Genomic DNA, 14,268 nt, shown 5'->3' with positions numbered 1-14,268 from the left:
ATGACAGCGCATGTCTCTCCCTGGATGACGGATGAACTGGCCATGCTGCAGGACAGCTGCCGCAGCTTCTTCACCGCCGAAATGACCCCGCATGAAGAACGCTGGCAGAAACAAGGCCATATCGACCGGGAGTTCTGGAACAAGGCCGGTGAATTTGGCCTTCTCTGTGCGAGCGTTCCCGAGGAATACGGCGGCATGGGCGGCGATTTCCGCCATGAGGCGGTGATAACCACCGAACAGTTCCGCGCCGCCGGATTTTCCGGCTTTGGCAACTCGGTGCACAGCCAGATCTGCGCGGGCTACATCCTTGATTACGGCACCGAAGATCAAAAACAACGCTGGCTGCCCAAGATGGCCAGCGGCGAAATGGTCTGCGCCATCGCCATGACCGAACCCGGCACCGGGTCGGACCTGCAGAACATCAAGACAAACGCCCTGCGCGACGGCAACGATTACGTGCTGAACGGCTCCAAAACCTTCATCACCAATGGTCAGCAGGCGGATCTGATCATCGTTGTTTGCAAGACCGATACCACGCAGGGCGCCAAGGGGATCTCGCTTCTGGTGGTGGAAACCGAGGGCGCCGAAGGCTTTGCACGGGGTCGCAACCTCGAGAAACTGGGCCTCAAGAGTCAGGACACATCAGAGCTGTTCTTTGACGAGGTGCGCGTGCCGCCCGAGAATCTGCTTGGCGGGGTCGAGGGACAGGGGTTCTATCAGTTGATGAAGGCGCTGCCACAGGAACGGCTGGTGATCGCCCTTGGCGCCGCCGCCGTGATCGAGAAGGCGCTGGAGGATACCATCGCCTACACGTCAGAGCGGCGTGCCTTTGGTCAGGCGCTGATCGAGATGCAGAACACCCGATTCAAGCTGGCCGAGGCCAAGACCATTGCCCATATCGCCCGCGTGTTCCTGGATGACTGCGTCGCCAAGCACCTGCGCGGAGAGCTGGACGCCACTACCGCGTCAATGGCGAAATGGTGGGTCACCCAGATGCAATGCGATGTGGTGGACGAATGCCTGCAGCTGCACGGCGGCTACGGTTACATGCTGGAGTACCCAATCGCCAATATGTACGCCGATGCCCGCGTGCAAAAGATCTACGGCGGGTCGAACGAGATCATGAAAGAGCTGATTGCCCGCACCCTGACCGAATAAGGCCGAACGGCGCGGCTCAGCCGTCCTTCTGGGCGGCTGCGGCCTTCTTCATGCGGGCCAGCAACTCTGCCTTGGTTTCGCGCTTGCTGTAGGGGTTCTTGTCGGTGCCCTTGGCGTTATGCTCGCTGTGGCGGGGTTCGTTGCGGCCCGGTTTCTGGCCGCCTTGCTTGCTGTAATCCATTACTCTCGCTCACATATTGATTGGCTGAACGCGACGCACGATCAGGCTTCGCGGACCGTATCGATCATCAGCTGGACATTGTCCGGGTCGGCATCCGGGGTGATCCCGTGGCCAAGGTTGAAGATATGCGGGCCGCCGCGCAGGGCGTTGACGATGCGGCGGGTATCATCGATCAGATCCTGACCACCGGTCACCATGTGACGCGAGGCAAGGTTGCCCTGCACGCAACCATCGACCTGCACATGTTCGGCGACCCATTCCGGGGTCACCGAATTATCCACCGCTACGCAATCGACACCTGTTGCCTTGGCAAAACCTATGTACTTGTCGCCCGCCTCACGCGGGAATCCAATGACGGGAATACCGGGATGACGCTCTTTCAGCGCCGCGGTGATCTGGCGGCAGGGCTCCAGCGCGTACTTCTGGAAATCCTCGCCTTTCAGCGATCCGGCCCAGCTGTCGAAGATCTTCACCACTTCGGCGCCCGCCTCGATCTGTTTCGACAGGTAATCGATGGTCGCCTCGGTGATGCGGGTCAGAAGCGCCTCGAACAGCGGACGGTTTTCTGCCTTCAACGCATGGGCAGGCCCCTGATCCGGGGTGCCGCGTCCGGCGATCATATAGGTCGCCACGGTCCAGGGCGCCCCGGCAAACCCAATGAGAGCCGTCTCGCTGGGCAATTCCTGTTTCAAAATGCGCAAGGTGTCGTAGATCGGGTTCAGCGTCTCGTGGATGTCGCTGACCGGGCCAAGCTTGGCAAAATCCGCATCTGTGGTGATGGTCGACAGGCGCGGCCCTTCGCCGGTGACGAACCACAGATCCGCGCCCAGCGCCTGCGGCACCAACAGGATATCGGCAAACAGGATCGCCGCATCAAACCCATAGCGGCGGATCGGTTGCAGGGTGACCTCGGCCGCCAGTTCGGAATTGTAGCACAGCGACAGGAAATCCCCGGCCTGAGCCCGCGTCGCACGGTATTCCGGCAGATAGCGGCCCGCCTGGCGCATCATCCAGATCGGCGGCACATGCTGTTTTTCGCCTGCCAATGCGCGCAGCAGTTTCTTCTGTTCGGCCATGGGATCCCTCGCTTCTCTCTTGGGTACTGAGGTCTAGGCTGAGCGGCAAATTGTCAAGGGTGGTGAGGCCGATGCTTGTCACGGCATAATGTCGCGAATAAAGGTTCTGACATGACACAGAACCTGCCCTCCCCCGCTTCGCCCCTGAAGATCGGCACCCGTGGATCGCCGCTGGCCCTGGCTCAGGCCCATGAGACGCGCGACCGTCTGGCCGCCGCGTTCGATCTGCCGCAGGAGGCCTTCGAGATCGTCGTCATCAAAACCACCGGTGACAATCAGGCGCTGATCGCGGCGGACCGCCCGCTGAAGGAAATCGGCAACAAGGGCCTGTTCACCAAGGAAATCGAAGAGGCGATGCTGACCGGTGCCATCGACATAGCGGTGCATTCGATGAAGGACATGCCAGTGGCGCAGCCTGTGGGTCTGCTGCTGGATTGCTATCTGCCGCGCGAAGACGTGCGCGATGCTTTCATCTCGCCCAGCCTGTCCTCGATCACCGAACTGGCGCCGGGCTCTGTCGTGGGCACCTCCTCGCTGCGCCGCCGCGCGCAATTGCTGAACCGCCGCCCCGATCTGAAAGTGGTGGAGTTCCGCGGCAACGTGCAGACCCGCCTGAAGAAACTCGACGACGGCGTGGCCGAATGCACCTTCCTGGCGATGGCCGGGCTGAATCGTCTGGCGATGGAGAACGTGCCCGCAACCGGCATCGACACGGACGACATGCTGCCCGCCGTGGCGCAGGGCGCCATTGGCATCGAACGGCGCGCAGACGACAGCCGCGCCGGTGATATGCTGGCGGCCATCCACGATGGGGTCACCGCACAGCGTCTGGCCGCCGAACGCGCCTTTCTGGCCGCGCTGGACGGGTCTTGCGAAACGCCCATCGCGGGCCTTGCGGAGCTTGATGGCACCACCCTGCGCCTGCGCGGCGAAGTGCTGCGTCCCGATGGCTCCGAAGCCCTTCAGGATGCGCAGACCTGCGCGATCGAGGACGGACCGGAGCTGGGCCGTGAAATGGCGGCAAAACTGCTGGAGCAGGCCGGGGAAGGTTTCTTCGACTGGCGCGGCTGACCGCCCCGCCCCGGACCTGACGCCACGGTTTTCTTGACCTGTTTGCGCTTCTGCTGGAAGCCTGAGGCTTGGGAGGACTACACGCATGACACCGGGAAAAACATATCTCAGCTCTGACGAAATTCGCCCTTTGGCGGAACGATCGGATCCTATGGGACTGTGGTTGCTACTGCACTGCTGGGGCACGATTGCCCTGGCGATCGCGCTCTTCGCGCTCTGGCCCAATGTTCTGACCTTTGTACTCGCCGTGATGGTGATCGGCTCGCGCCAGCTGGGGCTGGCGATCCTGATGCACGAGGCCGCCCATAACGCGCTGTTCAAGACCCGCCGCTGGAATGAGCTTGCCGGGGACTGGCTCTGCGGTCGCCCCATTCTGGCGGATCTGGGCGCCTATCGGCATTACCATCTGACCCATCACCGGTTCACCCAGACGGACAAGGACCCCGATCTGGTCCTGTCGTCGAAATTCCCCACCTCCCGCGCCTCGCTGCGGCGCAAGTTCACCCGCGATCTAACCGGGCAGACCGGCATCAAACAGCTTTTGGGCCAGATCGCCATGTCCCTGCAGTTGGCCGGAGATGACGACGCGATCAAGGCAGCGAACTCCGATTTCGCCCAAAGCTTCAAGGCGCCGCGCCTTTGGGGGGCACTGCCGGTATTTTTCGGCATTGCCCTGCTCATCAGTCTAATTGGCGACTGGTGGTGGGGGCTTGCCTTCTGGCTGCTGCCCTATCTCACTTGGTTCCAGTTCGTGCTGCGGGTGCGCAACATCGCCGAGCACGGCGCGACCGAGCAATCCGAAAACCCGCTGCAGAACGTGCGCACCACCCGCGCAGGCCCGCTCGCCCGGCTTCTGGTGGCGCCCTATTGGGTGAACTACCATCTGGAGCATCACATGGTAATGCACGTTCCCTGCTGGCAGCTCAGACGCATGCACGCCCTGTTGCTGAAAAAGGGGCTGGGGGAGCAGATGCGCATCGCGAAAGGGTATGGTCAGGCCTTGGCCGAGGCAGGCTGGCGGCGAGCCTGATCCTGCGCCCTACTGTTCCAGCTGGCCGGACCAGCGCAACCAGCTTTCGGGACTGTCGTGGAACACATTGAGGTCCACGTCGCCATCGATCCCCGGCACCCGCCCGGTGCCGGTGTATTGCCAGAGCCGCCAGAAGGCGCTGGGATAGGTCTGGCGCGGATGCCCGGCGACGGAACGCAGCCAGAACTCAGTGCCGTGCAGCCGACCGATGCCGGTTTCGGCAAAGAAATCCACCGTGGTGTAGATGACCGGGCGGCGGCCATAGTGGGTCTCCAGAATATCCAGAAACTTACGCGCCTCAGAGCGGATATGCGCACCATCGGGGCGATGCCTGCAGGTCTTTGAGTGGTGGTTCCACTCCATATCCAGAACATGGGGCAGCGCCTTTGCATCACGCGGCACGTTGTGGATGAACCACCGCGCCTGCTCCCGCGCAGGGCGACAGAAGTAGAAATAGTGATAGGCCCCGCGCGGCACCCCTGCCCGTGCAGCGCCGTGCCAGTTGTCGCCGAACTTCGGATCCAGCAGATCCCCGCCCTCGGTCGCCTTGAGATAGGCAAAGGAGACGCCTGCCGCCTTGGCCGTGTCCCAGTCAATGTCGCCCTGCCAGCGCGACACATCAATCCCGTGAATGGCATAGGAGTAGGGCGTGCGTCCCTCCCAGGAATGAGGATCGCTGTCCTCGAACCGGGGATAGGTCACCAGCCGGGCCAGCTGTGCATCGGACGGAAGCTGGGTCGGCGCCGGGCGCTCCGGCTCGGGCCGGGTGCCGCAAGCAGCCAGTGCCATAAGGCAAAGGGCCGACATCAAAAAGAACCGCATCATCTCTCCGCACACAAACAAACACAGTCTTTTGCCCCGCCTCTGGCCCGCGCGGACTACATCCTCGGATTTTTTCGCAGAAACCGATATGCCCGGAGCCAGTTTGCTGCGCCGCTCAGACCCATTTGGCCAGCGGTGGCAGGCTCATCAGAACCGCATTGGCATCATGCCCGGTTTCCAGACCAAATTTGGTCCCCCGGTCATAGACCAGATTATACTCGGCATAGAGGCCACGATGCACCAGCTGCGCCTCCTTGTCCTTGTCATCAAAGGACTGAACCCGGCGTTTTTCCACCAGCGGCAGATAGGCTGGCAGGAAGGCGCGGCCAATGTCCTGGGTCAGAGCGAAATCCGCCTCCCAGTCACCGGTGCAACGATCATCCATGAAGATGCCACCAACCCCCCGCGCCCGGTGGCGGTGCGGGATGTAGAAATACTCATCCGCCCATTCCTTCAGACGCGGATAGAGATCGGTGCCATGCGGGTCGAGATGCTGTTTCTGCTGCGCATGAAAATGGGCGGTATCCTCGGCATACTCGATGCAAGGGTTGAGGTCCGAGCCCCCGCCAAACCACCAGGCATGCGGTGTCCAGAACATGCGGGTGTTCATGTGAACCGCAGGCACGTGCGGGTTCTGCATATGGGCAACCAGCGAGATGCCCGAGGCCCAGAACCGCGGATCGTCCTTCATGCCCGGAATGCCCTTGCGCGCCGCCATGGCGTTCTGCGCCCGCTCGCCCAGCGTGCCGTAGACTTCGGAGATATTGACGCCGACCTTTTCAAAGACACGGCCGCCCCGCATCACGCTCATCAGCCCGCCGCCCGCGTCCGATCCATCATCCGCGGTGCGCTTTGTCTCGCTCACCTCGAACCGGCCCGGCGCCTGATCAGAGAAGGGGCCGGTGTCATGGCTCGCCTCAAGCGCCTCGAAGGCCGCGACGATCTCATCGCGCAGGGTGCGGAACCAGGCGGCGGCGCGGGCTTTTTCGTCTTTCATTTCTGCAGTCATCTCAGAGCGTCTTTCGGTACTTGTGGGACGCCGCGCTGCGTGAGCGCAGGCAGGCCCCGGCATTCATCAGTGAACAGGAGCGGCAACGGAATCCAGCAGCGTGCGACCACCATCGACCGTCACGATCTGGCCCGTCATGAAACTGGCCGCGTCCGAGGCAAGGAACTGCGCCGTTTCGGTCAGCTCGGTCGGTGCGGCGATGCGGCCCAGCGGTGTGTGATCTTCGATATCCTGACGATAGGCGCGGTTGTCCTTGAGCGTGCCCCTAAGCGACGCGCTCATCACCGAGCCAAAGGCAATGGAATTCACCCGGACCCCGTGCGGCGCATAAGAGACAGAGAGCGACCGGGTCAGCTGATCCAGCGCCGCCGAAGCCACCGAATAGGCCATCAGATCGGGGTGGGTCCGCCGCGCCGCGATCGACGACAGGTTGATGATGGCCCCGCGCGCAGCGCCCGGCTCGCGCCCCTCGCCCTGCTTGATCATCCGCCGCGCCGCCTGCTGCGATAGACGCAGTGTCGGCAACAGGTTCTCGGTCAGCAGCAGTTCCAGCGACTCGTCCTTCGGGTCCAGCGGATCACTCGGCACCACCTGACGGGCGCCGTTAACGAGGATATCCACGTCTTCGAAGGCATCGATGGTCGCCGACAACAGATTGGCGATGGTCAGCCTTTCGCGCAGATCCCCGGCGAAGTAGCGGATGTTGCTTTCGTCGGCCTGCTCTCCCAGTTCGGCGATCAGGGCCGCCTCGTTGGTATCGGCAAACATCACATTGGCACCGGCATCCGCGAACTGCTTGCCAATGGCCAGACCAATCCCGCTTGAGGCGCCGGTCACGATGGCAGTTTTGCCGGAAATCGAAAAGGACATTCGGGCACTCCAGAATGTTGCGTCGCGTAGTGAAAACTGAGCCGGAGCCTAGACCGGACCATTCCGTTTGAAAACCTGCAATACTGGGTGACCTTACCGCCCTAACGCCGCTGCCGCTTGGGGCGGCTAGCGTGCAGAACCTTGAACCGATTGTCGCCTGCGGCTTCCTCGACCGCGGCAAACCGCTCTGACAGGGTGATCTCATAGGGCAGATGCCGGTTCGCAACCATCCACAGATGGCCCGAAGCGGTCAGCATCTCGGCAGCGCGGGAAATGAAGGCCTTCCCCAGCTCCGGCTCAGCGCTGCGGCCGCTGTGAAACGGCGGGTTCATCACCACTGCGTTCATCTGCCCCGGCGCCTTCCAATTGCGCACATCGGCCCAGTGGAACTGCGCCCGGTCATCGGCAACGTTGCGCCGCGCGCAGGACAGCGCGTCATGATTGGCCTCGACCAGGTGTAGCTCTTCGATTTCAGGGTAGCTCAGCATTTGCCGGGATAGATACCCCCAGCCTGCGCCGAGATCGGCAACGGCACGGCCAAGTTTTGCAGGCAGGGCGTCGACCAGTAGTTTCGAGGCCGGATCGATTCCGTCAGCGGAAAACACCCCCGGCACGGTCACGAAGCCTTCCACGTCAACGCCGCCTGCGGGTGGCAACCAGTCAGTGAGCGCATCACCGCCGCCATCGAACCAGAAGACCTTGCCATGCGCCTTGGACACCGGTTCGGACGGGGACATGCGTTTGCGCAGTTCCTTCAGGATGGAATCGATCCCGTCCGTCTTGGCCCCATCTACCAGCACCGGCCCGTCCGTCAGGGCCGAAGCCTGCGCCACCGCCATCCGCGACTGCGCCTTGGCGCGGGACAGGAACACCACGGCAGCGGCAAACCGCATGTCATCCGGCAATTCGGGGCGACAATCGTACCCTTGCGCGGCAAAGGCATCGTATTCACCGCGCATCGGCTGGATCAGCACCAGCTGATCCTTTGGCAGGCACGACAGATCGTGCTCCGCGCGCGGGTGGAAAACGGCGATACGGCCCTCTGCAGGCACCGCAAAGCCGCCCGTCTCAAGAGCGAGCGACAGGCGAACGGACATAGCGGAACCTCTTTAGTCTTCTTTTTCCATGGTGCATTGCAGCGGATGCTGATGGCGACGGGCAAAATCCATCACCTGCGCGACCTTTGTCTCGGCGATCTCGTGGCTGAAGACGCCAACCACGGCCAGACCTTTTTTGTGCACGGTCAGCATGATTTCAAACGCCTGCGCGTGTGTCATGCCAAAGAACCGTTCCAGCACCATGACCACGAATTCCATCGGGGTGTAGTCATCGTTGAGCAGCAGAACCTTGTAACGCGGCGGTCGCTGGGTTTTCGGCCGGGTCTTGGTCAGGACACCAAGATCGCTATCGTCGTCCGAGTTGTCCGTCATCATCACTGGCTGAAGCAGCATAGCGTCTCTATTCCGGTCGTGCTTGGATTGGTTTCATCGCATATATAGCGTTTTGACCGCGCAGGAAAAGAGAGTGTATGGCCTCACTGACACGCAATTTGACGACAATCGGTTTTGATGCCGATGACACCCTCTGGCACAACGAGCGTTTTTTTCGTGTCACGCAAGAGCGTTTTGCCGAGTTGTTGCAGGATCATACGCCGCAGGACATGGGTCCCGATGCGCTAGCCGCGCGGCTGCTGGAGGCGGAAAAGCGCAACCTCGGACGCTATGGCTACGGCGTGAAGGGCTTCACCCTGTCGATGATCGAAACCGCCATAGATGTCACCGAATCACAGGTCCCGGCCAGCGTCATCAAAGAGCTGATCGTCGCCGGACAGATGATGCTGTCCTATCCGATCGACCTGCTGCCCCATGCCCGTGAGGCTATCGAGAAACTGGCTGGTGACTACCGTATCATATTGATTACAAAAGGTGACCTTCTGGATCAGGAGCGCAAGCTGGCACAATCGGGGCTGGGCGATCTGTTCGATGGGGTCGAGATCGTTTCGGAAAAAACCGCCCCGATCTACCACGATATCTTCGAGCGGCACGGGACGGGTGCGGCACAGGCAATGATGGTGGGAAACTCCATGCGCTCGGACGTGGTACCGATGATCAAGGCCGGAGGCTGGGGCACCTATGTGCCGCACGGGCTGATCTGGGAGGTTGAGCACGCCGAGGCACCTGAGCGGCACCCTCGGTATCACGAGATTTCGGACCTTGGCTGCCTTCAGGATCTGATCCGGGAAATCGGATAGAACTCAACCCGCAAGCCACACAGCTCGACGCGCCAAAAACCTGTTGCCGAAACGCATCGCCTAGACTGATTTTTCAGCGCTGCAAAGCGGGCCAGACGCCCAATTTTCCACCTTTTTGGTCAACACTTTTTTAACCAAACGCACATCTAGGCAACGCACTCAAAGCCGCTACAACATGTCGGTATATGTACCTGCCGCAGCCGCAGAACCGGTCACGGAAATGGTTTATTCCAGCGCCATCACATGCTACCGTTTTGTTAAAGAAGTAGAACAGTCAGCCGGAAAACCGGCGGCGAGAGGCAGAAAATGGCAGATATCGTGCAGGTCAGGTGTATTCCGCTGACCCACGCCCTGCGGGCATTCGCCCGGCAGATGGCTTGGGCCTTGGGTGTTGTTCTAACAGTCGCGTTGGTGGGCCTTCCGCCTACCCAGGCAACCGCTGCCCCCTATGCGGCAATGGTCGTGGATGCCCGGACCGGCGAGGTGCTGCACTCGCGCAACGCCGACACACGCCTGCACCCGGCCTCGCTTACCAAGATGATGACGCTCTACATCGCGTTTGAAGCAGTCCGGAACGGTGAAATCTCGCTGGATACCAAGGTTCGCATCAGCAGCAACGCTGCCTCCGAGCCGCCCTCCAAGCTCGGACTTCGCTCGGGGCAGCGCATCGCATTTCGATATCTGATCCGTGCCGCCGCAGTGAAATCAGCCAATGACGCCGCGACCGCCATCGGAGAAACTCTGGCCGGATCCGAAGCCGCCTTTGCCCGCCGCATGACCCGCACCGCAAAGGCGCTTGGCATGTCCCGCACGACCTTCAAGAACGCCCACGGTCTGACCGAAAGCGGCCATATGTCCACCGCCCGGGACATGACCACCCTGGGACGTCACATGCTTTATGACTACCCTGAGTATTATAATCTGTTTTCGCGCACCTCCACCGACGCCGGCGTGCGCGTCGTGCCCAACACAAACCGCCGCCTTCTGGCGGCCTACAAGGGCGCTGACGGGATCAAGACGGGTTATACACGCGCCGCCGGTTTCAACCTCGTGGCTTCGGCCAAGCGCGGCAACGAGCGAGTGATCGCTACCGTGTTCGGCGGTAAATCCTCGACCTCGCGCAACGCCAAGGTCGCAGAGCTTTTGGACCTCGGCTTCCGCCGTGCCCCGGCGCACGCGAAACTGCGCAAACCGGCGATGCCCGCCTATGTGGGCAACCAGAACATCCAGGTGGCTGATGGTGCCGCAGGCAAGACCATCCGCGTCAGCGGCCGGGTCCAGACCAGCCTGCGTCCGCGTCTGCGCCCCGCAACCGAGCCTGCCGAAGATACAGCGCCGGTGCTGGTCGCCGAAGCCAGCCAGGCCACAGAAGAAACCGCTGCGGATACCGTGGCATCGACGCCCAAGCTCGACCCCGAGATCCTGCAGGCCAGCGTCGAAGCCGCAATCACCGAAGCCAAAGTGGTTCCCGCCTCTGCCGAGAAACCGACCGTTGGCGCGGCTGTGAAGACCTTCTTCAAAGGGCTGCGCCCCGTCGCCCGCCCGGCCAGATTGGCAAAGGCAGAGACCGCCGCCGAGCCGGAACCGGTTGTTGTCACCCGTCTTTCGACCTCCGGGGGGCGCTATTGGGGTATCAACGTGGGCCGCTACACCAACCGGTATGAAGCGGAAAAGGTCCTGCTGCGCACGGCCCTGTCGGAAATGGAAACGCTCAATGGCTCGCTGCGCAAGGTGTCCAAATCCAGATTGGGGTTTGAAGCCAACTTCCTTGGCATGAGCAAGGAAAGCGCGGAACTGGCTTGTCGGCGCCTACAGGCCCGCAACGTGACCTGCGATACATTGGGACCCGCCTCCTGACCCCCTTGCCCCATGCAAGGGACAAGGCACCAGACCACCAGAAACGACAAAGGCCCCGGACGACGGGGCCTTTTCTTTTGCGTGATCCAGCACAGCGCCAAGGGTCAGGGTTTCGGGTGATCATCCCATTCATCGCTCAGGATGCGCCGAGCATCGCCTTCGGGATCGTCATACTGGTTCGACCGCACGGTGTAGATAAAGGCGACAAGCGCCGCGCCGCCTAGGATCAGCGAAATTGGGATCAGATAGGACAGGACGCTCATCTTGCGGACTTTCTCAGCTCAGGATTTCAGGCGCAGCGCGTTCAGCGATACGGTGATCGAAGAGCTGGACATCGCCAGCGCCGCGATCAGCGGCGTTGCCAGCCCTGCCACAGCCAAAGGTACCGCGATCACGTTGTAAAGGGTGGCAAGGCGGAAATTCTCGCGGATCCGGCGGATCGCCTTTTGCGCCACGGTGCAGGCATCGGCGATAGGTTCCAGATCTTGCCCCAATAGCACGATATCCGAGGCCACGCGCGCCGCATCGAGCGCCGAGGCAGGTGAGATCGACACATGCGCTGCCGCGAGGGCCGCAGTGTCGTTCAGACCGTCCCCGACCATCAGCACCTTGCGCCCCTGCCCTGCAAGCATGCGGATACGCCCAGCCTTATCCTCTGGCAGCGCCTCGGCCACCCATTTTTCGATGCCAAGCCGCTTCGCCAGCGCCTCCACCGCGCCGGTGGTATCGCCCGAAATCAGCAACACGTCCTTACCCGCCGCCTGCAGCGCACGCACCGCTTCGGCCGCGCCGGGACGCAGCGCATCAGTGAACAGGAAACCGCGCGGATTGCCATCGCCGGTATCAAGCCAGGCAGCCGTCTGACTGCCCTGCGCGGCGCCAACCCAAGCCGCTCGGCCCAACCGCACGCGGCGGCCTTGGTAGATGCCTTCAGTGCCGTAGCCCGGCACCTCTTTCAGCTCAGAAACCTCTGCCGGAGTGATCCCGGCCTCCCGCGCGGCACGTGCCAGCGCCACCGACAGCGGATGCGCTGAGGGCGCGGCCAGTGCCAGCGCGATTTCCAGATCGGATTGCGCCATCTCGTCCAGATTGACCAACTGGGGTGTGCCAGCCGTCAGGGTCCCGGTCTTGTCAAAGACAACGGTATCCACGCCTGCAAGCCGTTCCAACGCAGTGGAATGCTTGATCAGCATGCCCTTCTTGAACAGCCGTCCCGAGGCTGCGGTGGTCACCGCAGGCACCGCAAGGCCCAGCGCACAGGGGCAGGTGATGATCAGAACCGCCGCAGCGATGTTCAGCGCCGTGCGCACATCAAAGGTGTAAAGATACCAGCCCACAAAAGCGAGCGCCGACAGGATGTGCACCCCGGGCGCGTAGAGTTTGGCGGCCTTGTCGGCCAGCGATGTATAACGCGAGCGGCCCGACTCGGCGATCGCCACCAGATCGGCCATGCGATGCAGAGAGGTATCCTCCCCCACCGCCGTTGCGCGAATGGTCAGCGGCCCGGTCAGGTTCACCTCACCCGCAGAAACCCCGGTGCCGGGACCCGCAAAGACTGGCAGCGTTTCCCCTGTCAGCAGGGACCGGTCCAGTTCCGAATGCCCATCGGTCACTTCCCCGTCCACCGGCATACGCCCGCCGGGACGCACCAAGATTAGATCCCCGATGGCCAGATCGGCGACCGGCACCTCATATTCCTGACCGTCCAGCAGACGGATCGCGCGAGGCACCTCAAGCGCCGCAAGCTCCTGCGCTGCCGACCGCGCCACGGCACGGGTGCGATAGTCCAGATAACGGCCTGCCAACAGGAAAAAGGTCAGCGTCAGCGCTGCATCGAAATAGGCATGTTCCCCCGACAGCGAGGTTTCCCAAAGCGAGGTCACCAGCGCCAGAACCAGTGCGAGGACAATGGGCACATCCATATTGAGGCGCCCGACCTTCAGTGCGCTCCAGGCGTTCTTGAAGAAAGGCTGCGCCGAGAAAATGATCGCCGGAAAGGTGATCGCCGCCGAAATCCAGTGGAACATGTCCCGCGTCGCGTCCGAAGCTCCGGACCAGACAGAGATCGACAGCAGCATGACGTTCATCGAGGCAAAGCCCGCAACCGCCAGCCGCATCAACAGATCCCGGCCTGCGGTATCGTTCTGGGTTGCCGCAAGGGCGGTCACATCCAGCTCATGCGCCTCATACCCCAGATTTTCGAGCACCGGGATCAGATCGGCGGCGTGAACATCTGGCTCCGCTTCGATCAGAGCCCGTTTCAGGGTCAGGTTGACCCGCGCCGATTTTACGCCCGGATGGGCGTTCAGCCCGCGCTCGACCGCGGAAATGCAGCCCTGACAGTGGATTGACGGCAGGGACAAGGCCAGCCGTGCGTCTGTCGGAGCCTGTTCCACAGCTCCAGACGGCGCCGCAACGCAGCCCGGGCACACTGCCATCTGAGGACGCATCGGAGCCGTCATCTGCGTTACCCTTTTGCCACGTGCAGGATGACCCGCTGAGTGAACTCAGTGCCATTCTGGGCCCGCGCCACCATCCGGATATTCCAGTTCCCAGCGCCCAGTTTGGCAGGCGCGACATAGGCCTGGCCGTTGAACTGGAAATCAGGGTTCTGGTCGTCCTTCACGTGGGTTGCCCGGCCCAAAGTGGCCGTCAGCTTGGCCACTTCGACCGGGTTGCCATCCCGGTCGGTGATCTCAAGCTTTACCTGACCGTCCTGAGCCGAGGCATAGACCGACCAGCCCAGCGCCTCTTGGGCGGTGCGACGGGCATCGAACTCCTGACTGGCGGTGTAGGAGTTCTTCACCTCCAGACCAGGAAAGGTTTTCACAGCATTGACCGCCAGCGCAATATTGACGCCGATGATGACCGTGAAAGCGCCGCCGAACACCATCAGCGCATGGCGACCAGTGAACTCACGCTGGGGTTTGTCTGCCGCCATGG

Annotated in this window: 15 protein-coding genes; 5 read left to right on the top strand and 10 right to left on the bottom strand. The window is 62.1% G+C overall.

What is annotated here, in order from left to right:
- Nucleotides 1-1,158: an acyl-CoA dehydrogenase family protein gene (locus AC5SSZ_RS01280; RefSeq protein WP_495436349.1), complete on the top strand. Its 1,158-nt coding sequence runs from the start codon at nucleotides 1-3 to the stop codon at nucleotides 1,156-1,158.
- 16 nt (nucleotides 1,159-1,174) lie between these two features.
- Here the strand turns inward: AC5SSZ_RS01280 and AC5SSZ_RS01275 are convergent, their stop codons facing one another.
- Complete coding sequence (locus tag AC5SSZ_RS01275) at nucleotides 1,175-1,339, bottom strand: hypothetical protein (RefSeq protein WP_165832675.1); 165 nt, start codon at nucleotides 1,337-1,339, stop codon at nucleotides 1,175-1,177.
- Nucleotides 1,340-1,380: 41 nt separating this feature from the next.
- Nucleotides 1,381-2,415, bottom strand: a complete 1,035-nt coding sequence (gene hemE, locus AC5SSZ_RS01270) for a uroporphyrinogen decarboxylase (protein WP_495436347.1) — start codon at nucleotides 2,413-2,415, stop codon at nucleotides 1,381-1,383.
- A gap of 111 nt (nucleotides 2,416-2,526) precedes the next feature.
- On the opposite strand from hemE, the gene hemC reads away from it, so the two are divergent.
- Both hemC and AC5SSZ_RS01260 read left to right on the top strand, forming a co-directional pair.
- Nucleotides 2,527-3,486: a hydroxymethylbilane synthase gene (gene hemC / locus AC5SSZ_RS01265; RefSeq protein WP_495436344.1), complete on the top strand. Its 960-nt coding sequence runs from the start codon at nucleotides 2,527-2,529 to the stop codon at nucleotides 3,484-3,486.
- An 85-nt stretch (nucleotides 3,487-3,571) separates the two neighbouring features.
- Nucleotides 3,572-4,516 carry a fatty acid desaturase family protein gene (locus AC5SSZ_RS01260; protein ID WP_065271267.1) on the top strand — a complete coding sequence of 315 codons (945 nt, stop codon included), beginning with the start codon at nucleotides 3,572-3,574 and terminating at the stop codon, nucleotides 4,514-4,516.
- Between the two features lie 9 nt (nucleotides 4,517-4,525).
- Here the strand turns inward: AC5SSZ_RS01260 and AC5SSZ_RS01255 are convergent, their stop codons facing one another.
- The 5 genes from AC5SSZ_RS01255 to clpS all read right to left on the bottom strand — a co-directional run bounded on the left by AC5SSZ_RS01255 (nucleotide 4,526) and on the right by clpS (nucleotide 8,668).
- Nucleotides 4,526-5,338 (bottom strand): glycoside hydrolase family 25 protein, encoded by an 813-nt coding sequence (locus tag AC5SSZ_RS01255; RefSeq protein ID WP_495436342.1) that lies wholly within the window; start codon nucleotides 5,336-5,338, stop codon nucleotides 4,526-4,528.
- Between the two features lie 115 nt (nucleotides 5,339-5,453).
- Nucleotides 5,454-6,347: an oxygen-dependent coproporphyrinogen oxidase gene (gene hemF, locus AC5SSZ_RS01250; RefSeq protein ID WP_495436339.1), complete on the bottom strand. Its 894-nt coding sequence runs from the start codon at nucleotides 6,345-6,347 to the stop codon at nucleotides 5,454-5,456.
- A 66-nt stretch (nucleotides 6,348-6,413) separates the two neighbouring features.
- Entirely contained in the window at nucleotides 6,414-7,217 is an 804-nt protein-coding gene (locus AC5SSZ_RS01245; RefSeq protein ID WP_065271269.1) for an SDR family NAD(P)-dependent oxidoreductase, read from the bottom strand.
- Between the two features lie 101 nt (nucleotides 7,218-7,318).
- Nucleotides 7,319-8,314, bottom strand: coding sequence for a class I SAM-dependent methyltransferase (locus AC5SSZ_RS01240; RefSeq protein WP_495436336.1), 996 nt, complete (start codon nucleotides 8,312-8,314; stop codon nucleotides 7,319-7,321).
- Between the two features lie 12 nt (nucleotides 8,315-8,326).
- On the bottom strand, nucleotides 8,327-8,668 hold the full coding sequence (gene clpS / locus AC5SSZ_RS01235) for an ATP-dependent Clp protease adapter ClpS (protein WP_065271271.1): 342 nt from the start codon (nucleotides 8,666-8,668) through the stop codon (nucleotides 8,327-8,329).
- An 86-nt stretch (nucleotides 8,669-8,754) separates the two neighbouring features.
- On the opposite strand from clpS, the gene AC5SSZ_RS01230 reads away from it, so the two are divergent.
- Both AC5SSZ_RS01230 and AC5SSZ_RS01225 read left to right on the top strand, forming a co-directional pair.
- On the top strand, nucleotides 8,755-9,468 hold the full coding sequence (locus AC5SSZ_RS01230) for an HAD family hydrolase (RefSeq protein ID WP_495438309.1): 714 nt from the start codon (nucleotides 8,755-8,757) through the stop codon (nucleotides 9,466-9,468).
- Nucleotides 9,469-9,774: 306 nt separating this feature from the next.
- Nucleotides 9,775-11,325, top strand: a complete 1,551-nt coding sequence (locus tag AC5SSZ_RS01225; RefSeq protein WP_274829713.1) for a serine hydrolase — start codon at nucleotides 9,775-9,777, stop codon at nucleotides 11,323-11,325.
- A gap of 104 nt (nucleotides 11,326-11,429) precedes the next feature.
- Here the strand turns inward: AC5SSZ_RS01225 and ccoS are convergent, their stop codons facing one another.
- The 3 genes from ccoS to AC5SSZ_RS01210 are packed head-to-tail and all read right to left on the bottom strand — an operon-like array spanning nucleotide 11,430 to nucleotide 14,266.
- Nucleotides 11,430-11,588, bottom strand: coding sequence for a cbb3-type cytochrome oxidase assembly protein CcoS (gene ccoS, locus AC5SSZ_RS01220; protein ID WP_065271273.1), 159 nt, complete (start codon nucleotides 11,586-11,588; stop codon nucleotides 11,430-11,432).
- Nucleotides 11,589-11,606: 18 nt separating this feature from the next.
- Nucleotides 11,607-13,787, bottom strand: a complete 2,181-nt coding sequence (locus AC5SSZ_RS01215) for a heavy metal translocating P-type ATPase (protein WP_495436333.1) — start codon at nucleotides 13,785-13,787, stop codon at nucleotides 11,607-11,609.
- A 5-nt stretch (nucleotides 13,788-13,792) separates the two neighbouring features.
- Entirely contained in the window at nucleotides 13,793-14,266 is a 474-nt protein-coding gene (locus tag AC5SSZ_RS01210) for a FixH family protein (protein WP_065271275.1), read from the bottom strand.
- Between the last annotated feature and the right edge of the window lie 2 nt (nucleotides 14,267-14,268).

This window comes from Phaeobacter sp. CC-HEC084, assembly GCF_059429255.1.
The sequence above is the reverse complement of the archived record's forward strand: the minus strand, read 5'-3'. Positions and strand labels throughout refer to the sequence as shown.